General features: G+C 60.1%; 26 protein-coding genes. 11 read left to right on the forward strand and 15 right to left on the reverse strand.

The window, feature by feature from the left end; all coding sequences use genetic code 11:
• Nucleotides 1-8 precede the first annotated feature (8 nt).
• Nucleotides 9-644 (forward strand): DUF1062 domain-containing protein, encoded by a 636-nt coding sequence (locus tag QDY28_RS02825; protein ID WP_331380169.1) that lies wholly within the window; start codon nucleotides 9-11, stop codon nucleotides 642-644.
• An 80-nt stretch (nucleotides 645-724) separates the two neighbouring features.
• Here the strand turns inward: QDY28_RS02825 and QDY28_RS02830 are convergent, their stop codons facing one another.
• From QDY28_RS02830 to QDY28_RS02855, 6 genes are all read right to left on the reverse strand, one after another.
• Entirely contained in the window at nucleotides 725-1,165 is a 441-nt protein-coding gene (locus QDY28_RS02830; RefSeq protein WP_107107780.1) for a DUF2155 domain-containing protein, read from the reverse strand.
• Nucleotides 1,166-1,269: 104 nt separating this feature from the next.
• Complete coding sequence (locus QDY28_RS02835) at nucleotides 1,270-1,668, reverse strand: NADH:ubiquinone oxidoreductase subunit NDUFA12 (protein WP_331380170.1); 399 nt, start codon at nucleotides 1,666-1,668, stop codon at nucleotides 1,270-1,272.
• 104 nt (nucleotides 1,669-1,772) lie between these two features.
• Nucleotides 1,773-2,246, reverse strand: coding sequence for a GNAT family N-acetyltransferase (locus QDY28_RS02840; RefSeq protein WP_331380171.1), 474 nt, complete (start codon nucleotides 2,244-2,246; stop codon nucleotides 1,773-1,775).
• Between the two features lie 15 nt (nucleotides 2,247-2,261).
• Nucleotides 2,262-2,765, reverse strand: coding sequence for a GNAT family N-acetyltransferase (locus QDY28_RS02845; protein WP_331380172.1), 504 nt, complete (start codon nucleotides 2,763-2,765; stop codon nucleotides 2,262-2,264).
• A 5-nt stretch (nucleotides 2,766-2,770) separates the two neighbouring features.
• A complete protein-coding gene (gene gatB / locus QDY28_RS02850; protein WP_331380173.1) occupies nucleotides 2,771-4,276 on the reverse strand; it encodes an Asp-tRNA(Asn)/Glu-tRNA(Gln) amidotransferase subunit GatB in 1,506 nt (501 codons plus the stop codon).
• Between the two features lie 87 nt (nucleotides 4,277-4,363).
• Nucleotides 4,364-4,873: a GNAT family N-acetyltransferase gene (locus tag QDY28_RS02855; RefSeq protein WP_331380174.1), complete on the reverse strand. Its 510-nt coding sequence runs from the start codon at nucleotides 4,871-4,873 to the stop codon at nucleotides 4,364-4,366.
• 298 nt (nucleotides 4,874-5,171) lie between these two features.
• On the opposite strand from QDY28_RS02855, the gene QDY28_RS02860 reads away from it, so the two are divergent.
• Complete coding sequence (locus QDY28_RS02860) at nucleotides 5,172-5,429, forward strand: YjhX family toxin (protein WP_331380175.1); 258 nt, start codon at nucleotides 5,172-5,174, stop codon at nucleotides 5,427-5,429.
• Nucleotides 5,430-5,483: 54 nt separating this feature from the next.
• Here QDY28_RS02860 and QDY28_RS02865 read toward each other — a convergent pair whose 3' ends face one another.
• The 5 genes from QDY28_RS02865 to QDY28_RS02885 all read right to left on the reverse strand — a co-directional run bounded on the left by QDY28_RS02865 (nucleotide 5,484) and on the right by QDY28_RS02885 (nucleotide 9,327).
• On the reverse strand, nucleotides 5,484-6,179 hold the full coding sequence (locus QDY28_RS02865; RefSeq protein ID WP_331380176.1) for a hypothetical protein: 696 nt from the start codon (nucleotides 6,177-6,179) through the stop codon (nucleotides 5,484-5,486).
• Nucleotides 6,180-6,188: 9 nt separating this feature from the next.
• Entirely contained in the window at nucleotides 6,189-6,701 is a 513-nt protein-coding gene (locus QDY28_RS02870; protein ID WP_331380177.1) for a Panacea domain-containing protein, read from the reverse strand.
• Nucleotide 6,702: 1 nt separating this feature from the next.
• Complete coding sequence (gene gatA, locus QDY28_RS02875; RefSeq protein WP_331380178.1) at nucleotides 6,703-8,184, reverse strand: Asp-tRNA(Asn)/Glu-tRNA(Gln) amidotransferase subunit GatA; 1,482 nt, start codon at nucleotides 8,182-8,184, stop codon at nucleotides 6,703-6,705.
• A gap of 56 nt (nucleotides 8,185-8,240) precedes the next feature.
• On the reverse strand, nucleotides 8,241-8,528 hold the full coding sequence (gene gatC / locus QDY28_RS02880) for an Asp-tRNA(Asn)/Glu-tRNA(Gln) amidotransferase subunit GatC (protein ID WP_331380179.1): 288 nt from the start codon (nucleotides 8,526-8,528) through the stop codon (nucleotides 8,241-8,243).
• An 88-nt stretch (nucleotides 8,529-8,616) separates the two neighbouring features.
• Nucleotides 8,617-9,327 carry a metal-dependent hydrolase gene (locus QDY28_RS02885; RefSeq protein WP_331380180.1) on the reverse strand — a complete coding sequence of 237 codons (711 nt, stop codon included), beginning with the start codon at nucleotides 9,325-9,327 and terminating at the stop codon, nucleotides 8,617-8,619.
• Between the two features lie 117 nt (nucleotides 9,328-9,444).
• Between QDY28_RS02885 and ruvX the strand changes: the two genes are divergently transcribed.
• Complete coding sequence (gene ruvX / locus QDY28_RS02890) at nucleotides 9,445-9,939, forward strand: Holliday junction resolvase RuvX (RefSeq protein WP_331380181.1); 495 nt, start codon at nucleotides 9,445-9,447, stop codon at nucleotides 9,937-9,939.
• Here ruvX and QDY28_RS02895 read toward each other — a convergent pair.
• The 3 genes from QDY28_RS02895 to QDY28_RS02905 all read right to left on the reverse strand — a co-directional run bounded on the left by QDY28_RS02895 (nucleotide 9,876) and on the right by QDY28_RS02905 (nucleotide 11,888).
• Nucleotides 9,876-10,208 carry a DUF6105 family protein gene (locus QDY28_RS02895; RefSeq protein ID WP_331380182.1) on the reverse strand — a complete coding sequence of 111 codons (333 nt, stop codon included), beginning with the start codon at nucleotides 10,206-10,208 and terminating at the stop codon, nucleotides 9,876-9,878. The two genes, ruvX and QDY28_RS02895, sit on opposite strands and share 64 nt — an antisense overlap.
• 299 nt (nucleotides 10,209-10,507) lie before the next feature.
• Complete coding sequence (locus QDY28_RS02900) at nucleotides 10,508-11,167, reverse strand: TetR/AcrR family transcriptional regulator (protein WP_331380183.1); 660 nt, start codon at nucleotides 11,165-11,167, stop codon at nucleotides 10,508-10,510.
• 103 nt (nucleotides 11,168-11,270) lie between these two features.
• Nucleotides 11,271-11,888 carry a GNAT family N-acetyltransferase gene (locus QDY28_RS02905; protein ID WP_331380184.1) on the reverse strand — a complete coding sequence of 206 codons (618 nt, stop codon included), beginning with the start codon at nucleotides 11,886-11,888 and terminating at the stop codon, nucleotides 11,271-11,273.
• Nucleotides 11,889-11,971: 83 nt separating this feature from the next.
• On the opposite strand from QDY28_RS02905, the gene QDY28_RS02910 reads away from it, so the two are divergent.
• Nucleotides 11,972-12,172 carry a type II toxin-antitoxin system VapB family antitoxin gene (locus QDY28_RS02910; protein ID WP_331380185.1) on the forward strand — a complete coding sequence of 67 codons (201 nt, stop codon included), beginning with the start codon at nucleotides 11,972-11,974 and terminating at the stop codon, nucleotides 12,170-12,172.
• Nucleotides 12,169-12,567 (forward strand): type II toxin-antitoxin system VapC family toxin, encoded by a 399-nt coding sequence (vapC, locus tag QDY28_RS02915; protein WP_331380186.1) that lies wholly within the window; start codon nucleotides 12,169-12,171, stop codon nucleotides 12,565-12,567. The genes QDY28_RS02910 and vapC overlap by 4 nt, the downstream gene beginning before the upstream one ends.
• A 17-nt stretch (nucleotides 12,568-12,584) precedes the next feature.
• Here vapC and QDY28_RS02920 read toward each other — a convergent pair whose 3' ends face one another.
• The gene (locus QDY28_RS02920) at nucleotides 12,585-14,243 is read right to left on the reverse strand and encodes an acyl-CoA dehydrogenase family protein (RefSeq protein ID WP_331380187.1); all 1,659 of its coding nucleotides are present in this window, start codon (nucleotides 14,241-14,243) and stop codon (nucleotides 12,585-12,587) included.
• A 183-nt stretch (nucleotides 14,244-14,426) separates the two neighbouring features.
• Between QDY28_RS02920 and QDY28_RS02925 the strand changes: the two genes are divergently transcribed.
• From QDY28_RS02925 to rnr, 6 genes are all read left to right on the forward strand, one after another.
• Nucleotides 14,427-15,383: an aspartate carbamoyltransferase catalytic subunit gene (locus QDY28_RS02925; protein ID WP_331380188.1), complete on the forward strand. Its 957-nt coding sequence runs from the start codon at nucleotides 14,427-14,429 to the stop codon at nucleotides 15,381-15,383.
• On the forward strand, nucleotides 15,380-16,669 hold the full coding sequence (locus tag QDY28_RS02930; RefSeq protein WP_331380189.1) for a dihydroorotase: 1,290 nt from the start codon (nucleotides 15,380-15,382) through the stop codon (nucleotides 16,667-16,669). Before QDY28_RS02925 ends, QDY28_RS02930 begins: the two co-directional genes overlap by 4 nt.
• Nucleotides 16,670-16,701: 32 nt before the next feature.
• On the forward strand, nucleotides 16,702-17,319 hold the full coding sequence (plsY, locus tag QDY28_RS02935) for a glycerol-3-phosphate 1-O-acyltransferase PlsY (RefSeq protein WP_442967468.1): 618 nt from the start codon (nucleotides 16,702-16,704) through the stop codon (nucleotides 17,317-17,319).
• Nucleotides 17,319-18,470, forward strand: a complete 1,152-nt coding sequence (gene dprA / locus QDY28_RS02940; RefSeq protein ID WP_331380191.1) for a DNA-processing protein DprA — start codon at nucleotides 17,319-17,321, stop codon at nucleotides 18,468-18,470. The genes plsY and dprA overlap by 1 nt, the downstream gene beginning before the upstream one ends.
• A 240-nt stretch (nucleotides 18,471-18,710) precedes the next feature.
• Nucleotides 18,711-21,383 carry a type I DNA topoisomerase gene (gene topA / locus QDY28_RS02945; protein ID WP_331380192.1) on the forward strand — a complete coding sequence of 891 codons (2,673 nt, stop codon included), beginning with the start codon at nucleotides 18,711-18,713 and terminating at the stop codon, nucleotides 21,381-21,383.
• Nucleotides 21,380-23,758, forward strand: a complete 2,379-nt coding sequence (gene rnr / locus QDY28_RS02950) for a ribonuclease R (protein ID WP_331380193.1) — start codon at nucleotides 21,380-21,382, stop codon at nucleotides 23,756-23,758. Before topA ends, rnr begins: the two co-directional genes overlap by 4 nt.
• The last annotated feature ends 23 nt before the right edge of the window (nucleotides 23,759-23,781 follow it).

The raw sequence follows: 23,781 nt of genomic DNA on the forward strand, positions 1-23,781 counted from the left end.
AGGACGGTATGTGCAATAGTCTCAAGGTCCGATGGACCATCAATCCTCGAACCGCCCCGCAGCCATGGATCGTCTGCAGCGGATGCGGTTGTCTCAAACCTTTCAAGTCGAGCGGCAAGATCAGGCTCAACGCCAACGGCAAGAAACTGGATGCCTGGCTCATCTATAAATGCGTGGATTGCGACAAGACATGGAACCGGACGCTCTTCGAGCGCCAGGCTATCCGTGACCTCACCCCCCCTACTCTGGACGCGTTGCAAGGCAACGATCCTCATTGGATACGAGCTCGGGAATTCGATCTCGACACATTGAGGCGCAAGTCTCAATGCATCGACGAATTTGCCGATGCCGACGTTCAGAAAGAGGTGCTGGGAGAAAGGGATGGCGGGTCGCTGCTGGAAATCGATCTGGCGGTCACGCTTCCTTTGAGCTTACGCCTCGACCGCCTGCTCGCGTCTGAACTCAGCGTCTCTCGCTCACGGCTTCAGGCACTAAGCGACGGTGCGAAACTCCTAATCCATCCGGATCGCGCCGATGCGATGCGTCGAAGGGTCAAAGACGGCTCGCGCATTGTCGTCGACCTGTCCGGCGAAACGGACGGGCATTCGATTTGGAAAGCCGCTGTTTCGGGCAGGACCGACTAATCGAATTGCCGCAGGATTACTCCGGCGGTTTCGCCTTCGTGAGCCAATCCTGCGGCATTGCCGATGTTTGGAGAGAAGCTTTACTTGGCGCCGGCGCTGTCCGGCGGCGGGATATCCGACTTCTGTTTGCACTCTTTCAGCCAGACGTCATAGATCGGATGTTCGACGGCGTTGAGGCCCGGGCTGTCGGCGAACATCCAGCCGGTGAAGATGCGGCGGATGCGGCGGTCGAGGGTGATCTCGTCTACCTCGACAAAGCCGTCGACCTTCTGCTGCTCGGTATCGTCACGCGAATAGCAAGCCTTCGGCGTCACCTGCAGCGCGCCGAACTGCACGGTCTCGTTGATGTAGACATCAAACGTGGTGATGCGACCGGTGATCTTGTCGAGGCCGGAAAAGACGGCGACGGGGTTGGAAATGCGGGCAGCCTCGGCGGAGGGCGGCAACACAGCGCCCGCAGCCAGGGCAAGCGCCACTCCCGATATCGCACGCAAAGAAGCGCTCCGCGTGAAAAACGTCATATCCGCCAATCTCCGCTTGGTCTCGGTCAAAGCGCCGAGCACGAGCCGGCATGTCTTGCGCCTAAAGGCCAATTGTGGCCAAAGGACGGGCCGGCCTTCCGTGCTCAGTTGCCCGGCGTCCAGGCATCATAGTCGCCGGTTACGCGCGGACGTTCGCCGGCAACGGCAAGCGAGCCCGGCGGGCGATAGGCCTGCGGCGAGCCGGTCGGATTGGCGCGGTGCGGTTTCTGCCATTCCTTGGCAACGTAGTTGTCCTTGGTAGGCGGAACGTCGGTGCGGTGGTGCATCCAGCCGTGCCAACCCGGAGGAATGGCGGAAGCTTCGGCATAACCCTTGTAGATCACCCAGCGCTTCGGAAGACCGTAGGAGGATATGCCGCCTTCGTAATAGACATTGCCGAATTCATCCTCGCCGACGCGCTTGCCGAATCGCCAGGTCGCAAAGCGGGTGCCCATCGTCTGACTATTCCACCACGTGAAGGTTTGCACGAGTAAATTCCACATGTCTTTATCCTTGTGCCCGTTGGGAGCAGGCGAAACCAGAATTCGATCCCTCGCTTATGCCGCCACTATGCCGCCTTGTCCAGTGATTCCAGCCGGAAAAGCGGTCATTTCAATGCCATCTTGAAGCCGAGATGGCTCGGCTTGAAACCCAGTCTCTCATAGAAGCGATGGGCATCCTTGCGAAGAGCATTCGAGGTTAGTTGCACGAGCCGCACGCCGCGGCTCTTTGCCTCGGCAATGCAAAAATTGATCATTGCCGCGCCAATTCCCTGCCCGCGCAGATCCGAGCGCGTCTGGACCGCCTCGATAATCATCGCGGAAGAGCCGCGGCCGGTCAGCGATGTGGTGATCATGGTCTGGAATGTGCCGACGACCTCGCCGCGAAGCTCGCCGACATAGAGCATCTGGTCGGGCGAGGATTGGATGGCACGGAAGGCGCGGAGGTAATCTTCATAAGCGGCGGGATCGGTGGTGTCGCCGTGACCGCCGAGGGCATCGGCGGCGAAGAGGGCGATAAGAGCGCCAAGATCCGCCTCTTCAGCTTCGCGGATCAACAGATCGGTTCCGTTCGTCGCCAAGTTCTTATGATCCGTTTAGTGGCTCGCCAGCCGCTTCTCAAACACCAGCGCCGGAATACCCGACTGTCCCGGGCCGGCATTCTCGTTGCGGCCGACCTCGGCAAAGCCGTGGGCTTTGTAGAAGGCGATGGCTTCGGCGTTCTCGGGCTCGACGTCGAGGCTCATGACCTCGGCCTCCGGAAAGCAGGTTTCCAATTCAGCAAAGATGTCGCGGCCGATGCCGTTGCGCTGCAGTGACGGACGGACGTAGAGCATATGCAAGAGAACGGTCTTGGTCATCTGCTCGGACATGGCGGCATAACCCATGCCACCTATATCCTCGCCATTGTCGGCGACCAGGAATTCGGATTGCCGCTTCGCCAACCGTGCCCTCAGCTTGGCCGGCGACAGCAGAAACTCGATCAGTTCATCGACCTTCGCCGCACCGTAGTGCCGATCGTAAGCGGCATGCCAGGTCTCCACGAGAAGGTCGCGGACCTTCCCGAGATCCTTCTCGCCGGCCGTGCGGACGAAATACACGGAGCCTATTCCTCTTCGATGCCGAGCTTGGCCTTGACGAGGGCTTGTACCGCCTGCGGATTGGCCTTGCCACCGGTCGACTTCATCACCTGGCCGACGAACCAGCCGGCAAGCGTCGGCTTGGCCTTGACCTTGGCGACCTGATCCGGGTTGGCGGCGATGATCTCGTCGACAGCCTTTTCGATCGCGCCAGTGTCGGTGACCTGCTTCATGCCGCGGGCTTCGACGATCTCGGCGGGATCACCGCCCTCGTTGAGCACGATTTCGAACAGATCCTTGGCGATCTTGCCCGAAATGGTCTCAGCCTTGATGAGGTCGATGATGGCGCCGAGCTGGGCGGGCGAAATCGGAGTCTCCTCAATGGTTTTGCCGGTTTTGTTCAAGGCACCCAAGAGGTCGTTGATCACCCAGTTTGCGGCGATCTTGCCGTCACGACCGGCCGCCACCGTTTCGAAATAATCGGCAATCGCCTTTTCCGAGACAAGCACGGAGGCGTCGTAGACGGATAGGCCGAGCTCGCGCACGAAACGCTCCTTCTTGTCGTCGGGCAATTCCGTCAGATCGGCTTTCAAGGCATCAATAAATGCGTCGTCGAATTCGAGCGGCAGCAGGTCCGGATCGGGGAAGTAGCGGTAATCATGCGCATCTTCCTTCGAGCGCATGGAGCGGGTTTCACCCTTGTTCGGATCGAATAGGCGCGTTTCCTGCTCGATCGCGCCACCGTCCTCCAGGATCTCAATCTGGCGGCGGGCTTCGTATTCGATCGCCTGGCCGATGAAACGGATCGAATTGACATTCTTGATTTCGCAGCGTGTGCCGAACTCACCACCCGGGCGGCGGACCGAGACGTTGACGTCGGCGCGCATGGAGCCCTCGTCCATGTTCCCGTCGCACGTGCCGAGATAACGCACGATCGAACGCAGCTTGGTCATATAGGCCTTGGCTTCGTCCGACGAACGCATGTCCGGCTTGGAGACGATTTCCATCAGCGCCACGCCGGAACGGTTGAGGTCGACATAGGACATGGTAGCGTGCTGGTCGTGCATCGACTTGCCGGCGTCCTGCTCCAGGTGCAGGCGCTCGATGCCGATTTCGATGTCCTCGAACTGGCCCTGGCGATCCGGGCCGAGCGAGATGACGATCTTGCCTTCGCCGACGATCGGATCCTTGTACTGCGAGATCTGATAGCCCTGCGGCAGGTCGGGATAGAAATAGTTCTTGCGGTCGAAGACTGAGCGCTTGTTGATCTGAGCCTTCAGACCAAGGCCGGTGCGAACCGCCTGCTTGACGCATTCCTCATTGATGACGGGCAGCATGCCGGGCATGGCGGCGTCGACCAGCGAGACGTTGGAATTCTGCGGCTTGCCGAACTCTGTCGAAGCGCCGGAAAAGAGCTTGGATTTGCTCAGCACCTGGGCATGGACTTCCATCCCGACAACAACTTCCCAATCGCCGGTGGCACCGGGGATGAAGCGCTTCGGATCTGGCGTACGGACGTCGACAATGGTCATGAGAGGCTCTTGAAATGCTGTTCTTCTGAACTTTGTGAGGTAGAGCAATTGGCGGTGCGGCGCAAGACTTTCAGCGCTGCGCAGCCGCTATATGGCGGAGCCATAGGTTCCGTCGCCGCCCTCGAGCAGCGGTTTCGAAAGGCCGACCGTCGGCACGTCGCGATCGAGCTTCGGAGAATAGTCGACGGAGAGCCAATGAATGGCATAGCCATGCGCCTTGAAGAATTCGATCGCGTCGGTGTTGCCGGCGTGGGTCTGCACCGCGATCTTCTCTAGCCCCTGCTCCAGAACATCCTTTTCGATCTGCGCCAGGAGTGCCGAACCAAGTCCCTGCCGCAGATGATCGGGATCGATCCAGAAATCGGAGATATTCTCGTCCAACGCTTCGCGAGCCGCCCAGCCGGCAGCCAGCCCGTTCAGCTCCACGACCGTGATCGTCAGCCAGGCCCGGTGCGTGAAATTCGAGAAGGCCTCGCTTGCATTATCCAACAGCGCATCCGTGCCGCCGATCGATCCCATGGCGGCCTGCCAGGAACGCAGACCGATATTGGCCAATATCTCGGCCTCTCCTTCGTGCGCATTGCGAATATGGATCATCGGGCCCCCGCCGTTTTCAGCAGTAAAACACCGGAAAAGGGCTTTTTCCAGCCGCTACGTGGAAGCCGGTGCAGGATAGCGGCCTATGTTCAACAAGGGTGAAACTTGACGGCGGATACAACCTGTTTTAGATATGCGGCATCAATGGAGTCTTGATGTCCACCTTTTCTCAGACCCGGTAAAGGCCTCGCCCGCAAGTCTTTCTTGCGCGCTGGGCCCGAAACGAAGCCCCGGCTTCCCTAAGGGAATGTCGGATCGTTTTGTTGCGCCTTACGGCGCTTTCCGGATCTTGAAAACCATGGATATTTCCCGCGCCGAACAGCGCATCCTGCATCTGCTCGCCCAAGGCGGCCGCATTGAAATCAACCGCTCCGAAAACAAAAAGATCGAGACAGTCCGTTGCTTCACACGCGACGGTTGGCTCTATCCCGGTTTCGGCCTCGATCTCTTCCGCAAACTCAAACGCCTGAGAGCCATCAAATCCTCCGGCGGTCATCCCTATCGGATTACCGAACAGGGATTGCGGCTGGTGAGGGCGCAATTGGATAATAGATAAATAGGAACGGCGCTCAAAAAAGCGCCGTCCAATCCCTTCGGAAGGTCCGCGATCTCAGTAAAAAAGTGGTAAGTCGCTATCCTTTAGCGGGCGCCGTTTGCGCTTTACGAGATTTTCGGCCTCAATATGATCCAGCGCCTCCCTAACAACTTTTAGGTGAGCTGCGATCTTATCGTCCTCCCACACCTCGACATTCGCAAGTGTAAAAGTCTGCGTCACACGTCCCTGACCTTCAATACGCTCCGCTACATCGACTATCTCGATATCGGTCTTTTCACCGTAAAATTCGGTATCTAACAGAAATTTCTTGATAATCGAGGCATAACAAGATGCCTGTTCAATAGTGAACAGCGCCGTCTTTCGCGGCTGGAGATAGTAAAGCTTGACTATCCCATTTTCAGTGAAAAGAAATGGTGCCCTGTAAGATGCATCTCGCTCTCCACCATAGTGAAATCGACGAGAATGCAAATCAAAAACATTGGTTTTCCGGCCAAAAGCCTCCGGAGCAGCCAGCTTAACAACATCTATATTATATTTTTGACCGACTTTCTCGGCCATCGATGGAGCGACCCGGACCAAATCGTTCAAATTGTGAAGGCCCTTGTAAGCGACTTTTATTCGCTTGGTTGCGTCAATGTAATTGAAGCCTCCGGCAGAACCGTTCAACTCAGCAATGATATGAGCAATCGCAGATTCTATACTAAGAACGGGCACGCGGACTATTTCGGGAACTGAAAGGGAAAGGCGCAAATTTTCCTCCTAGTTAGTTAGGTACTTCGCCTCCGCTTCCTCCCTACGAAGAATCCATAATCTAATTGATTCGTCGGGGATTAACATACCCGGAACAACCCCTTCCCCGGCTTTTTCCCATATTTTTTCCCAAGGCCCACCTTTTTCGTGAGTTAGGCTGACAAGCTGATACGGATGAAAGCTATAGTAATAATCAAAGAGATTCGTCAAAAATGCTATCTTATCCGCAGTAAAATCTGCATGCGCATCTATCATCTCTCCGCTCAAGACATCAATTTTCTTAAGCTTTTCAATAACGCTACTACTCTTGAAACGCTTCAGTTGATCGTAAATAACGCGAATAACAGGTCCGTGTCGCCATGCTTCAAAGCGCTGGCCGAGCAAGGGTTCATTATATTTCCCAAGGTGCCATGCATGTGCGAAAAAAAGTATCTTCTGCAATTGAAGATGGCTTATTTCTTTCTCGCGCGACCAAGCAATCTCTAGGAAAAAATTGGCGACTGATCGCGCGTCCTCGGGCATTTCACCACCACTTCGCCGGCGTGAACTTGCCGGCCGCCTGTTCGATGACGTGCGCGGTCTTGAACAGTGTTTCTTCGTCGAACGGCTTGCCGATGAGCTGCAGGCCGAGCGGCAGGCCCTTCGGGTCGAGGCCGGCGGGAACGGCGATGCCGGGAAGGCCTGCCATGTTGACCGTCACCGTGAAGATGTCGTTGAGGTACATCTTGACCGGATCGGAAGCGAGGTTCTCGTCGGCGACGCCGAAGGCCGAGGATGGCGTTGCGGGCGTAAGGATGGCATCGACGCCGGCATTGAAGACGAGTTCGAAATCGCGCTTGATCAGCGTGCGAACCTTCTGGGCGCGCAGGTAATAAGCGTCGTAATAGCCGGCGGACAGCACATAGGTGCCGATCATGATGCGGCGCTTGACTTCCTGGCCGAAGCCAGCAGCGCGCGTCTTTTCGTACATGTCGACGATATCCTTGCCGTCGACGCGCAGGCCGTAGCGCACGCCGTCGTAACGCGCGAGGTTCGAAGAGGCTTCGGCGGGCGCGACGATGTAATAGGCGGGCAGCGCGTATTTCGTGTGCGGCAGCGAGATGTTGACAATCTCGGCGCCCGCGTCCTTCAGCCAGGCGATGCCCTGCTGCCAAAGGGTCTCGATTTCTTCCGGCATGCCGTCGACGCGGTATTCGTTCGGAATACCGATCTTCATGCCCTTGAGAGACTGGCCGAGCGAGGCTTCGTAATCCGGCACTGGCAGATCGACGGAGGTCGTGTCCTTAGGATCGACGCTCGCCATCGACTTCAGCAGGATCGCCGCGTCGCGGACATCGCGGGCGATCGGGCCGGCCTGGTCGAGCGACGACGCGAAGGCGACGACGCCCCAGCGCGAGCAGCGGCCGTAGGTCGGCTTGATGCCGACCGTGCCGGTAAAGGCCGCAGGCTGGCGGATGGAACCACCGGTGTCGGTGGCGGTGGCGCCGGCGCAGAGATGCGCCGCGACGGCAGCGGCCGAACCGCCCGAGGACCCGCCGGGAACGAGCTGCTGGTTCGAACCGGCGGCGCGCCATGGGTTGATCACCGGACCGTAATAGGAGGTCTCGTTGGAGGAGCCCATGGCGAACTCATCCATGTTGAGCTTGCCCAGTATGACGGCGCCGTCATTCCAGAGGTTCTGGGTGACGGTCGACTCGTAATGCGGTTCGAAACCATCCAGGATATGGCTGCAGGCCTGGGTATGAATGCCTTCGGTTCCGAACAGGTCCTTGATCCCGAGCGGAATGCCCTCCAGCGCGCCGGCCTTGCCTTCTGCAAGGCGGATGTCCGACACCTTGGCCATTTCAAGCGCCTTTTGCGGCGTCACCTTCACATAGGCATTGAGCTGATCATTGGCCGCCTCGATCGCCGAAAGATAGGCCTCGGTCAGTTCGGTTGCGGTGATGTCCTTGGCGCGCAGCTTGTCGCGAGCTTCGGCGATGGTCAGGCTGGTCAGTTCACTCATCTTGTTTCGCTTCAGGTCCAATGAGAGCAATGGGTCGGAACAGGCTTGTGCGGCCGTTATTCGACAACTTTGGGCACCAGGAAGAAATTCTGGTCGGTATTCGGCGCATTGGCCACGATGTCGGAGGCCTTGCTGCCGTCGGTGACCTCATCCGTCCGTTTCTTCATCGCCATCGGCGTGACGGAGGTCATGGCCTCGACACCATCGACATTCACTTCGGAAAGCTGCTCGACGAAGCCTAAGATGCCATTCAGTTCGCCCATCATCCTCTGCGCTTCGTCCTCATTGACGGCGATACGCGCAAGATGGGCGACGCGTTTGACGGTGGCGAGATCGACGGACATGGCATTCTCCGGATAGTTGAATGATCCACAAACAGTGGATTTTCATCACGCTATAAAGGCCATGTCCGCTATACGCAACGTACTTTTGTTAGGCCGAGATGCTCTCGCCGGGCTTCGGTGCCGAGACTGCCGTCTTCGAGCCCTCGAGGCCAGTAATGAACTTTTCCGGGGTCTGGTCGATGATCGGGAAGGTGCCGTAGTGGCAGGGGATGGCCGTCTTGAAGTTGAAGAAGCGCTGGCAGGCGAGCGCGGCAACGGCGCCACCCATGGTGAAGCGATCGCCGATCGGCACAATGCCGATATCAGGCTGATGCAATTCGTTGATCAGGCCCATGTCAGAGAAGATGTCCGTATCGCCCATGTGAAACAGCGTCGGCTCATCATCGAAATGCAGCATCAGACCGTTTGCGTTGCCGAGAGAATGCGAAACACCGTCCTCGGTGAGTTGGGCAGAGGAGTGCAGCGCATTCGTGAAGGTGGCCGAAAAGCTGCCGAGGCCGATAGTGCCGCCAGTGTTGCCCATTTCGAGCTTCTCGATGCCCTTGCTGCCGAGCCAGGCTGCGAGATCGGCGTTGGCGAGAACGACCGCGCCGGTATCCTTGGCGATCTGAACCGTGTCCCCGACGTGGTCGCCATGGCCATGGGTCAAGAGAATATGGGTGATGCCGGCGGCGACGTCCTTGATGTTGAGGCCAGCGGCGGCAAAGGAGGAATTGTAGGTCAGGAAAGGATCGATAAGGATTTTGGCCTTGGCCGTTTCGATACGGAAAGCGGCATGGCCGAGCCAAGTGATCTTCATGGATTTTCTCCTTAATACTTGATTTCTAATGCAAGACTGGTGTCTTAGGACATATCCGAAACCGCCACAAAGAAAAGCGGTCGGAACTTCAATTTGTTTTGACGGGGACGAGCGCTGATGACGACGCTGACTATCGAAGACCTCGCCGTTATGCTCCTGCCCGGCCAGCCAATCGCCGGGCTCGATCTCGGCACCAAGACGATCGGGCTCGCCATGTCCGATCTTGGCCGGCGGTTTGCCACGCCGCGCCCGGTGATCAAGCGCGTGAAGTTCACCCAAGATGCGCAGGTGCTGCTTTCCTTCGCCGAAAAGGAAAAGATCGCGGCCTTCGTCATCGGCCTGCCGATGAACATGGATGGTTCGGCGGGGCCACGCGTGCAGGCAACGCGCGCCTTCGTGCGCAGCATGGCCGACAAGACTACCCTGCCCTTTGTTTTCTGGGATGAACGGCTCTCAACGGTCGCCGCCGAACGGGCACTGCTGGAGATGGACGTGTCACGCGCCAAACGTGCCGAGCGCATCGACTCGGCCGCCGCAAGCTTCATTCTTCAGGGAGCTTTGGACAGGCTTTCAGCACTCGGCAGGCCGGTTTTTCCCGATCTCGAGACTTGACGGCGGTTCCACCATTCGAGAATCACTGTGCGCTTGCGAAAGCCGCAGATGGCGAAGACCAGCAGGCTGTCGAAAGCGATGGCGCGGGCAACCAGCGGCGGAATGCTTTCGGGCGGGATACCGAGGATCTTCCCGTAGATCTCGAAGACGAGATCGTGCATCTGCCGCGTCAACATGAAGACGCCGAAACTCATGTCGTAGTAGGATAGGTAGTACCAAGCCCCGAGAAAGGAGACGGGCGCGGCCCAGAATATCAGCAACCACTTCATGCGGTTCCCCTTCGACGCTGGTACGCCGTCGCTTCAGTCGAAAGGACCAGCCAATTCGACAATGCCATGGCGCTCAGCACCAGAGCCGGTACCGTTATATCTAGTGCCAGCACGGCGAAGAACATTATCGCCGCGACAAGAAGCACTATTTTTCCGGGTCTGGACGCCATGGCTGCACGCTTAGTGGTTAACAATCGGTCCATATAGAGTGGCCAGTTAACCGTTGCTGCGCAATGTAAACCAATTGTTAAGGTTAACGGCCAAGCGGGACTGTGGATATCTCCTGCATGGCCACGATGTCAGCCGTAGACGCCGCGCACGATCCGCTTCAGCGCAGTAGCGGCCTTCTCCCAGTCCTTCGCCGTTTTGAGGGCAAGACCGGCGCATTGGCCGCTGACGCCTGCCGAAAGAACGAGATGCTGGATGGCAGCAAAGATCATGGCGTTTACGGCGACCGCATCGATTCCTTTCGGCGGCGTCAGCGAGCCACGCATGCGCTCGATCCAACCGGCGAGCGCCTTCGAACGGGCTTCCGAAAGCCGGCGCACCTGCTCGGTATTCTCGGACACCTCCCAGGCGACGATGCGGCGCATCAGCGGGTCGGCGCGCAATGCATCGAGGAAAAGCAGGGCCAGCCGTTCCATCAGATCGCCATAGGTCAGCAGGAACATGCCGCCGGTATCGTCGGGGATGCGATCCTGCACCCAGCTTCCAAGATCGGCGCCGATCGCCTCCACAAGGCCGTCAAGACCGCCATAGTAGCGGTAGATCAGTTGCTTGTCGCAGCCGGCGCCGCGGGCGACGGCATTGATGCCGAAATTCTGGAATCCCTCTTCCGCCAAGAGCCGTTTCGCGGCATCGAGGATCGCCTGCTCTGTGGCGGCGCGATTGCGTACCCGCTTCTCCGGCTCGGCCGGTATTTCGATCGTTTTTCTCAGAACGACGTCTGCGCTCGGCATCATCTCGGCCCCTACCTGTCACCAGCCGGTGAATAGCAAGCCACATACAAGGGAACAACGAGGTGCCGAGCGTCTATACATTTAAAACTGCGGAATCCACAGATTAGAGAGATTGGCCGAACCAGACGGTATTTCCGGATGCCAGCCCGGCTGGCAATTCCAGCCGGGAAAAACCGCGCGATGCCCAGAAGCGTATCCCACTGTGGTTGCCGGCATTTGCCCCTAAGTGGACGCCTTTGACACCGTGGGCGCGGGCATTCGAGAGCCACCTATCGAGAAGGGCGCTGCCGATACCCTGACCCTGGGTACGCGGCAGAAGATTCATGTGAATATGTGCTGGGAACGGATCCGTGAGAGCGGTAGGCGTTCGCTTCGGATGGTGGATCGTAAAGCTTCTCTGCTGATCCGCATCCCAGGCCGAACTATCGTCGGATGGTTCCGCATAGCGTTTGCGCAGCTCCGGCCACCACTCACGCTCCAATCTTTCCTCGAAAGCAGCCGTGTCGAAAACACCGGCGATATAGCCGCAGACGCCTTCCTCATCTTCAGCGACAAAGACGGTCGTCGGGCTGAGCACCGCATAGGGCACCGAGTAAATATGCCCAATCATCCGCCCATCACGATGGAGCGCCGTGGCGTCCTTGCCGGCATCGCCGGTGACCAGCGAGATGACATAGAGCTGATCGATGTCATCGGATTGGACGGAGCGGATGTTGATCATAGAGGCCTCAATAACTGCTTTTCGCGTTGCATCTTAGGGATCGATGTGTATAATTTTTTATTCGTATACACACGAGATTGCAAATGCGAACGAATATAGAAATTGACGACGAACTGATCGCAGAAGCAATGGCTGCAACAGGACAATCGACCAAGAGAGCCACCGTTGAGGAAGCTTTACGGAGTGTCGTTCGTTGGCATCGTCAAAGACGAGCGCTCGAAGAGCTCGCAGGGCTCGGCTGGGAAGGCAACCTAGAAGAGATGCGCAGAGATCGACAACAGTGATCGTCGTCGATAGCTCTGTTTGGATTTCTCTTTTGCGCGATGCGGAGACAGAGGCCGTGCGTCGCCTCCGAAATATGATGGGGGCAGGACCTCCCGATATTTTAGTCGGAGACCTCATACTTCTCGAAGTTCTTCAGGGTGCCCGCGGTGACCGGCACGCGGCTTTGATCGAAAGAAATCTTCGCCAATTTATCGTTCGACCGATGCTGAATGATGCGCTAGCAGTCAAGGCCGCACGCAACTATCGTTTTCTGCGAGAGCGTGGAATTACCATACGAAAAACCATAGACGTCATTATCGGTACGTTCTGCATCGAGGAGGGCCACGTACTTCTTCACGATGATCGCGATTTCGATCCAATGGCCGAGCATCTCGGTTTACAGGCGGCTCCATAAATCCGAGCCGAAGCAATTCAAGTCGCCGGCGGATAGAGCAGATCCACAATGTAGTTCGCATCGAACCGGGCATCCAGCATCCCGTAGGTGGCGCGCCAGCCGCCCGCCAGGCGGGTCTCGATGAAGGCATCGGCAATCTTGCCTGCGCCTAAACGATAGAGTTCGGCGGCGCCGGCGGCGAGTGCCATCTGCTCTATCAGCAGGCGGGCCGCCCCCTCGTCCTGTTCACAAAGCGCCATGGCGGCGCGCAGAACATCGATGGTCTTCTTGCCGGCCGGGCCGAGATCGCGGGCAAGGCCGGCGAAGACGGTTTCGAAAAGGTCCCTGCCCCGGTTCAGAACGCGCAGAACGTCGAGCGCCATGACATTGCCGGAGCCTTCCCATATGGCATTGACCGGCGCCTCGCGGTAATGCCGGGCGATCGGGCGCTCCTCGATATAGCCGCTACCGCCGATGCATTCCATCGCCTCGTAGATCAGCGCGGGCGCGATCTTGCAGCACCAATATTTGGCGACCGGCGTCATGACGCGGGCATAGGCGGCATCTTCGCTGCTGCTGCTTGCCTTGTCGAAAGCCTCCGCCAAACGGAAGGCGAGTGCGGTCGCGGCAGCGACATCGAGCGCCATGTCGGCAAGCACGCGCGTCATGATCGGCTGATTGACCAGCATCTTGCCGAAGACGCTTCGGCCGCGCGCATGGTGCACGGCTTCGGCGAGCGAAGCCCGCATGATGCCGGCGGACGCCAGCGCACAATCGAGGCGCGTCAGTGTCACCATATCGAGAATGGTGCGAATGCCGCCGTCGGGCGCGCCGAGCAGGAAGCCGAAGGTGTCGCTGAATTCCACTTCGGAGGATGCGTTCGAGCGATTGCCGAGTTTGTCCTTCAGCCGCTGGAATTGCAGGCCGTTAGCCGAACCGTCTTCAAGGAGCCGCGGCACCAGGAAACAGCCCATCCCATCCTTGGTCTGCGCCAGCATGATGAAGGCATCGCTCATCGGCGCCGACATGAACCATTTATGGCCCGAGAGCCGATAGATGCCATCGCTGACCTTGTCGGCGGTCGTCTTGTTGGCGCGCACATCCGTGCCGCCCTGCTTCTCCGTCATGCCCATGCCGATGGTGACGGCGCTCTTCTGCATGGCCGGTTTGTTGGACGAATCATATTTGCGCGAGAGAATCCTCGGCGCCCAGTCCTTCTGCACCGCCGGAGACGCCATCATTGCCGCGACCGAAGCGCTGGTCATGGTCAGCGGGCAGAGATGGCCGCATTCCAATTGTGCCGTCAGATAGAAGCGCGCGGCACGGACCTTGTGCGACTGGCCTTTGGCTTCCGGATCGGCCTGCGGATCCCAGATCGAGGAATGCAGACCCGACGACATGGAGCGGCGCATCAGCGCATGCCAGGCCGGATGAAATTCGACGACATCCAGACGTTCGCCGCGCGGGCCGTGAGTGCGCAGTTGCGGCGCCCCCTGGTTCGCCATGCGCGCCAGTTCCTGCGCCTCGTGCGAGGTGACGTAACGGCCCATCTGCTCCAGATCTTCACGCGTCGAGCGCGGCAGGCCAGACGTCAAATCGACGATCAGCGGATCGGAACGATAGGCGTTGATGCCGGACCAGAGGCTCGGCTGGTTCAGTTCGGCAAATGTGTCGTCAGTCCGGGTCGGTTGGGTCATGGATCGCTTGTAGAGCAAGAGGGTTGCAAAAGGAAACTGGAAGTTTCTTCTCCCAACAGCATACGTGCTGTAGCCGGATTCGGGCGAAATTGCATGGGGAACAAACGCGCGTGACGAAAGCCGCGCTTGCCCCTGAGGCACTCCCTCTTTATAGACCCCCTGACGAAATCCGGAGGGCACGTCATGGTCTTCTTCCCCCACCGCCACCTCATCGGCATCAAGGGCCTCACCGAACAAGATATCACCTATCTTCTCGACAAGGCCGACGAGGCGGTGAAGATCAGCCGGCAACGCGAAAAGAAGACGTCGACGCTTCGCGGATTGACGCAGATCAACCTCTTTTTCGAGGCCTCGACCCGCACACAAGCCTCCTTCGAACTGGCCGGCAAGCGGCTCGGTGCTGACGTCATGAACATGTCGGTCGGCAATTCCTCCGTAAAAAAGGGCGAAACGCTGATCGACACGGCGATGACGCTGAATGCCATGCGCCCCGATGTCCTCGTTATTCGCCATTCCAGCGCGGGTGCCGCCTCGCTGCTGGCGCAGAAGGTCTCCTGCTCCGTCGTAAATGCCGGCGACGGCCAGCACGAGCATCCGACACAGGCCCTTCTCGACGCCCTGACCATTCGTCGCGCCAAGGGTAAGCTTTCGCGCATCATCGTGGCGATCTGCGGCGACGTGCTGCATTCGCGCGTCGCACGTTCCAACATCCTGCTGCTGAATGCCATGGGCGCCCGGGTCCGGGTCATTGCGCCCGCCACGCTGCTGCCGGCCGGGATCGCCGACATGGGAGTCGAGGTCTTCCATTCGATGAAGGAAGGGCTGAAGGACGCCGACGTGGTGATGATGCTGCGGCTGCAGCGCGAGCGCATGTCCGGCGCCTTCGTGCCGTCGGTGCGCGAATACTATCATTTTTACGGGCTCGATGCCGAGACGCTAAAGGCGGCCAAGGAGGATGCGTTGGTCATGCATCCAGGTCCGATGAACCGCGGCGTCGAGATTGCCTCCGAGGTGGCCGACGGCCCGCAAAGCGTCATCGCCGAGCAGGTGGAAATGGGTGTCGCGGTGCGCATGGCGGTCATGGAGGCACTGCTGATCTCTCAAAACCAGGGGCCGCGCACCGAGGGAGCTGGCGCATGAGCAACTCGATCGTCCTCCAGAACGTCCGTATCATCGATCCCTCGCGCAATCTCGATGAGGTCGGCACCATCATCGTCGAAAACGGCATCATCGCCGCCGCCGGCAAGGATGTACCCGGGCGTGCTGTGCCGAAGGGGGTTGAAGTGCGTGATTGTACCGGCCTCGTCGCAGTACCGGGCCTCGTTGACGCCCGTGTCCACATTGGTGAGCCGGGCGGCGAGCATCGCGAGACCATCGCATCCGCCAGCCGCGCGGCAGCGGCCGGCGGCGTCACCTCCTTCATCATGATGCCGGATACCGATCCCGCCATCGACGACATCGCCCTGGTCGAATTCGTCAAGAAAACGGCCCGCGACACGGCCGTCGTCAATGTTTATCCGGCAGCGGCAATCACGAAAGGACTCGCCGGCGAGGAGATGACGGAAATCGGTCTCCTCAAGGAAGCCGGCGCCGTCGTCTTCACCGATGCGCATTCCGGCGTCTACGACACGCAAGTCCTGCGCCGCATCATGACCTATGCGCGCGAATTCGGCGCTGTTGTCTCCTGCGAAACCCGCGACAAATATCTCGGCGCCAACGGCGTCATGCATGAGGGATTGCTTGCAAGCTGGCTCGGGCTATCCGGTATTCCGAGGGAAACCGAGCTCATCCCGCTCGAGCGCGATCTCAGGATCGCGGCGCTGACCCGCAGCCACTATCACGCGGCGTTGATCTCCGTGCCCGAATCGGCAGAAGCTATCCGTCTCGCCCGCTCGCGTGGTGCAAAGGTCACCTGCGGCATCTCGATCAACAATCTCGCGCTCAACGAAAACGACATCGGCGAATACCGCACCTTCTTCAAGCTCTATCCGCCGCTGCGCTCCGAGGATGACCGCACGGCTATGATCGAGGCGCTTGCGGACGGCACGATCGACATCATCGTCTCGGCGCATGACCCGCAGGATGTGGATACCAAGCGCCTGCCTTTCGGCGAGGCCGAGGACGGCGCGGTCGGTCTGGAGACGCTGCTTGCCGCCGCACTTCGCCTGCATCACAGCGGTGAGGTAAGCCTGATGCGACTGATCGATGCCCTGTCCACGCGGCCGGCGCAGATCTTCGGACTTGATGCCGGGACGCTGAAGCCGGGGGCGAAGGCGGATATCGCATTGATCGATCTCGACGAGCCTTGGCTTGTCGCCAAAGACATGCTTCTGTCGCGCTCGAAGAATACACCGTTCGAAGATGCGCGAATGACCGGCAGGGCGGTCGCGACCTATGTCGCCGGCAAGCTGGTTCATAGTCTCTAGGCAAAGCTCGGGCTTATGGGGAATAAAAAGTGATGGCGGATTTCTGGACATGGCAGCTCACGCTGCCGACGGCGCTGGCAGCTATTGTCATCGGCTATCTGCTCGGGTCCATCCCCTTCGGCCTGGTTCTGACGCGGATGGCCGGCCTCGGCGATGTCCGCAAGATCGGCTCCGGCAATATCGGCGCAACCAATGTGCTGCGGACCGGCAACAAGCCGCTGGCGGCGGGAACGCTGCTTCTCGACGCCATCAAGGGCACGATCGCCGTGTTGATCGTCTCGCATTTCTTCGGTGAGGATGCGGGCGTGCTCGCCGGCTTTGCCGCTTTCATCGGCCACATCTTTCCGGTCTGGATCGGCTTCAAGGGTGGCAAGGGCGTAGCGACCTATCTTGGTATTCTCCTGGGTCTCGCGCCGTTGATGGCGCTGATCTTCTCCATCGTCTGGCTGGCGATCGCCTTTACGACCCGCTACTCCTCGCTCTCCGCGTTGGTTGCAACCCTTGTCATTCCGGTTGCACTATGGATATTAGGCGCCGATAAGATCGCCGCGGCCATGGCGTTGATGACCATCATCTCCTGGTACAAGCACAGAGCCAATATCGGCCGGCTGACCGCCGGCACGGAAACCAAGATCGGAGCGAAGGGGTAATGGGAAGAGGCAGCGCAGGGCGAACCGGAATTGCGCTGACCGAAAAACAAAGGATCGCCTGGCTCCGCCTGATCCGCTCCGACAATGTCGGTCCCTCCACCTTCCGCGACCTCATCCGCCACTACGGCTCAGCCGAAGCCGCACTCGCAGCACTGCCGGAACTTTCGCAGCGCGGCGGGTCGACGCGGGCGATCCGCATCGCCAGCGAGCAGGATGCCCTTCGTGAACTGGAAGCCGCGCATCGTTTCGGCGCACGCTTCGTCGGCATCGGCGAACCCGACTATCCGCAGGCGCTGAGGGAAATCGACGGCGCGCCGCCGCTTCTCGCTGTCAAAGGCAATCTGCCGACGGCAACCCGACCGGCGATCGGCCTCGTCGGCTCGCGCAACGCCTCGATCAGCGGCGCCAAATTCACCGCGATGATTGCCCGCGCTTGCGGACAAGCCGGTTATGCCGTCGTCTCCGGCCTTGCCCGTGGCATCGATACGGCAGCTCACCGGGCCAGTCTGGAAACGGGAACGATCGCTGCCGTGGCCGGAGGGCTTGACCAGCCCTACCCGCCCGAAAATGTCGGGCTTCTGCATGAAATATGGGACGGCAACGGCCTTGCCGTCAGCGAAATGCCATTCGGCTGGGAGCCGCGCGCACGCGATTTTCCGCGTCGCAACCGGCTGATATCAGGCATCTCGCTGGGTGTCGTGGTCGTCGAGGCGGCAACGCGCTCCGGCTCGCTGATCACCGCGCGGCTCGCGGGCGAATTTGGCCGGCTGGTGTTTGCCGTCCCCGGTTCGCCGCTCGATCCGCGCTGCGAGGGCACCAATGGCTTGCTGAAGGATGGCGCGATGATCGTGACCAGTCCGGAGGACATCATCGAGGCGCTGAGGCCGCTGGCCGAGCCCGATCTTTTCCGCCCGCAGCTTGCCGAGGCGCCCGCTGAAAAGAACGATAAACCCATATCATTGCCACCGGATGATACCGACCGTTGGCAGATCGTCGATGCACTCGGACCTACGCCGGTGGAGATCGATGATATCATCCGGCATACCGGCCTATCGGTATCATCGGTCCATTCCGTGCTGCTGGAACTCGATATGGCTGGCCGGCTGCATCGACATCCCGGCGGACTGGTGTCGATCTCTATGCTGGATTGAAAGTGTCGCCGGCCGTCCCGATATGATGACCGTACTCGCCGGGAGCGTCGGGAGGCGCTTAATCAGGATTGTAGCATAGATGCCATCTTGCAAGGATTGCATCGCCGCGCCGATCGCAAAAATCGATATCGCCTCTTGACCACGACGAATTCCCTGTCCATGTCGGAAGGCCGGGGAAACGAAAATACCCCGTCTCTCCCGCGCCTTTTTCCGGCGCGACCTCGCATTCAGAGATTTATGATGAACGTTGTAGTGGTGGAATCGCCTGCCAAGGCCAAGACAATCAACAAATATCTGGGACCCGGATATAAGGTTCTTGCCTCCTTCGGCCATGTGCGCGACCTGCCTGCCAAGGACGGCTCTGTCCTGCCCGATCAAGACTTCGAGATGCTCTGGGAAGTCGATGGCGCTTCGCAAAAGCGCATCAAGGACATTGCCGACGCCGTGAAATCCTCCGATGGCCTGATTCTCGCGACCGACCCGGATCGCGAAGGCGAAGCGATTTCCTGGCACGTGCTCGACCTCTTGAACAAGAAGCGCGTTATCAATGGCAAGCCCGTAAAGCGCGTCGTCTTCAACGCCATCACCAAGAAGGCCGTGCTCGACGCGATGGCCGAGCCGCGCGATATCGACGTGCCGCTGGTCGACGCCTATCTTGCCCGCCGCGCCCTCGACTATCTCGTCGGCTTCAACCTGTCGCCGGTGCTCTGGCGGAAACTGCCGGGCGCCCGTTCGGCCGGCCGCGTGCAGTCGGTAGCGTTGCGCCTCGTCTGCGACCGCGAGTCGGAGATCGAACGTTTCATCTCCGAAGAATACTGGAACCTCTCCGCGATCCTGAAGACACCGCGCGGTGACGAATTTGAAGCGCGGCTCGTCGCCGCCAACGGCAAGCGCCTGCAACCGCGTTCGATCGGCAATGGCGAAGAAGCCGGCAAGCTGAAGGCGCTGCTGGAAGGCGCCACTTACGTCATCGACACGGTCGAAGCAAAGCCGGTCAAGCGCAATCCGAGCCCGCCTTTCACCACCTCCACCCTGCAGCAGGCCGCCTCCTCCAAACTCGGCTTCTCGGCCTCCCGCACGATGCAGATCGCGCAGAAGCTCTATGAAGGTGTCGATATCGGCGGCGAAACCGTTGGTCTCATCACTTATATGCGTACGGACGGCGTGCAGATGGCACCGGAAGCGATCGACGCGGCGCGGCGCTCCATCGCCGACCAGTTCGGCAATCGCTACCTGCCAGAAAAGGCACGTTTCTATTCGACCAAGGCGAAGAATGCCCAGGAGGCGCACGAGGCGATCCGCCCGACCGATTTCGATCGTTCGCCGGATCGCGTGCGCAAATTCCTCGATGCCGACCAAATCAGGCTCTACGACCTTATCTGGAAGCGCGGCATTGCCAGCCAGATGGCCTCGGCCGAGATCGAGCGGACCACCGTCGAAATCCTGGCTGATAATGCCGGCCAGAAGGCTGGTCTGCGTGCCGTCGGTTCGGTCATCCGCTTCGACGGCTTCATTGCCGCCTACACCGACCAGAAGGAAGATGGCGAGCAGAGCGACGATGCCGACGACGAGGATGGCCGCCTGCCGGAGATCAATGCGCGGGAGAACCTCGCCAAGCAGAAGATCAATTCGACCCAGCATTTCACCGAACCGCCGCCGCGCTATTCGGAAGCATCGCTGATCAAGAAGATGGAAGAACTCGGCATCGGCCGCCCATCGACCTATGCGGCGACGCTCGCGACGCTGCGCGACCGCGATTATGTGACGATCGACAAACGCAAGCTGGTGCCGCAGGCCAAGGGCCGGCTCGTCACCGCTTTCCTCGAAAGCTTCTTCACGAAATATGTCGAATACGACTTCACCGCCGATCTCGAGGAAAAGCTCGATCGCATCTCCGCCGGTGAGTTAAACTGGAAGGACGTGTTGCGCGACTTCTGGCGCGATTTCTTCGCCCAGATCGAGGATACGAAGGAGCTGCGCGTCACCAATGTACTCGACGCGCTGAACGAGGCGCTCGCACCGCTGGTCTTCCCCAAGCGCGAAGACGGCAGCGATCCGCGTATCTGCCAGGTCTGCGGCACGGGCAACCTGTCGCTAAAGCTCGGCAAATACGGCGCCTTCATCGGCTGCTCGAACTATCCGGAATGCAACTACACCCGCCAGCTTTCCTCGGAAGGCGGCACAGAGGCCGAAGCCAGCGGGCTAAACGAACCGAAGGCGCTCGGCACCGATCCGGTAACTGGCGAAGAGCTGACGCTGCGCTCCGGCCGCTTCGGACCCTATATCCAGCGCGGCGATGGCAAGGACGCCAAGCGCGCCTCGCTGCCGAGGGGCTGGAAACCCGAGGATATCGACTATGAAAAGGCCATGGCGCTGATTTCGCTTCCGCGCGATATCGGCAAGCATCCGGAAAGCGGCAAGATGATCTCGTCCGGCATCGGCCGCTACGGGCCGTTCCTGCTGCATGACGGCAGCTATGCCAATCTGGAGACAGTCGAGGATGTTTTCACCGTCGGCCTCAATCGCGCAGTGACCGTTCTCGCTGAAAAGCAGAGCAAGGCCGCCGGCGGTGGGGCCCGCGGCGGTACGCCAGCGGCGCTGAAGGATCTCGGGCAGCACCCAGACGGCGGTGCAATCACCGTTCGCGACGGCAAATATGGTCCCTATGTCAATTGGGGCAAGGTGAACGCCACGCTGCCGAAGGGGACTGACCCGCAGGCAATTACAGTCGAGGAAGCGCTGGCTCTGATCGCAGCAAAGGCCGGCAAGAGCGGCAGTGCGCCGAAGAAGGCGCCTGCTAAGGCGAAGACTGCGGCCGCAGGCGCGAAGGCGACGAAGACGACCGCCAAGCCAAAAGCTGCTACAAAGAAGTCTGCGACCAAGACGACAGCCAAAAAGAAGAGCGCAGAGTGAGCAGAGAACCGCGCGGCAGGATTTCATCGTCGGAGCGACGCCCCGGCAAGGCCGGGCGTGCGGCGAAAAACAGCGGCGCTCAGCAACCGATGATGGCGATCGTGCACGGTGTGCTGCCGCCGCGCGAAGTCCTCTTGCGTTTCATCGCCGATCACCCGCAGCAGGCTTCCAAGCGCGAGCTTGCCAAGGCTTTCGGATTGAAGGGCGAGAGCCGTGTCGAGCTCAAGAACCTCCTGCGCGAGCTTGAAGAAGAGGGCATGGTGCAGAAGAGCCGCAAGTCGCTCATCCGCCCCGGAGCGCTGCCACCGATCGCTGTCCTCGACATCACCACGCGCGACAAGGACGGCGAGCTGATAGGCCGGCCGACCGAATGGCCGGAGGAAAACGGGGTGGCGCCGGCCGTGATGATCAAGCAGTCCTCCTCCCCTGCCGGCCGCAACGGCAAGGGTAAGGCTCCGGTTGCGGGCATGGGCGACCGCATCCTCGCCAAGATTTTTCCGGCGGTCGATCGCGGCGGTCCGGCCTATAGCGCACGCATCATCAGGGTCATCGACAAGCGCCTGGCCGCGACCATGGGCGTCTTTCGCGAGACGCCGGGCGGCGGCGGACGGCTGATGCCGATCGAGCGACGCGGCGAGGAAATGGTCATCGATCCGGATTATACCGGCGATGCCAGGGACGGTGATCTGGTCGAAGTCGAAGTCGCCCGCCTCGGCCGTTTCGGCCTGCCGCGCGCCAAGGTGCTGTCGGTCGTCGGCTCCGTAGCTTCGGAAAAGGCGATTTCGATGATCGCCATCCATGCGCATGGAATCCCGCATGTCTTCCCGGCGGCGGCAATCGCCGAGGCGGACGCTGCCAAGCCCGCGACCATGTCGCATCGAGAAGACTGGCGCAGCCTGCCGCTGATCACCATCGATCCGGCCGACGCCAAGGACCATGACGATGCGGTCTACGCGGAGCTGGACCCCTCGCCGGACAACCCCGGCGGTGTCATCGTCACCGTCGCCATCGCCGATGTCTCCTGGTACGTCCGCCCCGGCTCGGCACTGGATCGCGAGGCGCTGAAGCGCGGCAATTCGGTCTATTTTCCGGATCGCGTCGTACCGATGCTCCCCGAACGCATCTCCAACGATCTCTGCTCTCTCAAGGAAGGCGTCGACCGCCCTGCCCTTGCCGTAGAGATGATCTTTTCCAAGGAAGGCCGTAAGGCGGGCCACACCTTCCATCGCATCATGATGAGGAGTGCCGCCAAGCTCTCCTATCAACAGGCGCAGGCAGCGATCGACGGCAAACCGGACGACAAGACCGGACCGATGCTCGAGCCCATCCTGAAGCCGCTTTGGCATGCCTATGAGGTGATGAAGCGCGGCCGCGACCGGCGCCAGCCGCTCGAGCTCGACATGCCCGAGCGCAAGATCCTGCTGAAGCCGGATGGCACGGTCGACCGGGTCTTCGTGCCGCCGCGTCTCGACGCCCACAAGCTCATCGAAGAAATGATGATCCAGGCGAATGTCGCCGCCGCCGAAACGCTGGAAAAGAAGCGGCAGGTGCTGATCTATCGCATCCATGACGGCCCGACGCTTGCCAAGCAGGAAGTGCTGCGCGAATTTCTGGCAACACTCGGCATCTCGCTCGTCAAGGGCGGCAATGTCCGCGCCAACAGCTTCAACGGCATCCTGGCGAAGGCCGAAGGCACGGCACATCAGACCATGGTCAACGAGATGGTGCTGCGCTCGCAGAGCCAGGCGATCTACAGCCCCGACAATATCGGGCATTTCGGCCTGAACCTGATGAAATACGCGCATTTCACCTCGCCGATCCGCCGCTATGCGGATTTGATCGTGCATCGCGCCCTCGTCGGCTCGCTCAGCTTCGGCGAAGGCGGCATCACGCCGGATGAGGAAGCAACGCTCGACGATATCGCCGCCGAAATTTCCACTTTCGAGCGCCGTGCCATGGCCGCCGAACGCGAGACGGTCGACCGGCTGATCGCCCATCATCTTGCCGGGCGCATCGGCGACGAATTCGAAGCCCGCGTCGGCGGTGTCACCAAGTCGGGACTTTTTGTCACCCTGCCCGACTATGGCGCCGACGGCTTCATCCCTATATCTACGCTCGGTTCCGACTATTTCATCTATGACGAGGCCCATCAGGCGCTGACAGGTGAAAAGACGGGGCTCGGCTTTCGCCTCGGCGACAGCGTGACGGTGCGTCTTGCGGAAGCGATCCCGCTGGCCGGTGCCCTGCGCTTCGAAATGCTGAGCGACGGCCGCGCCATGCCCACGGCGGTGCGTTCCTTCCACAAGGCGACGCGACGCAACAAGCTTCCGGCGCGCAAAGCGCCGGGAACAAGACCGCCGCGCGGGCGCCGATAAAACGACGGCTGCCGGCTGGAAGG

This window comes from Rhizobium sp. BR 362 (genome assembly GCF_036528765.1).
In the GTDB taxonomy this organism is placed as follows: Bacteria; Pseudomonadota; Alphaproteobacteria; order Rhizobiales; family Rhizobiaceae; genus Rhizobium.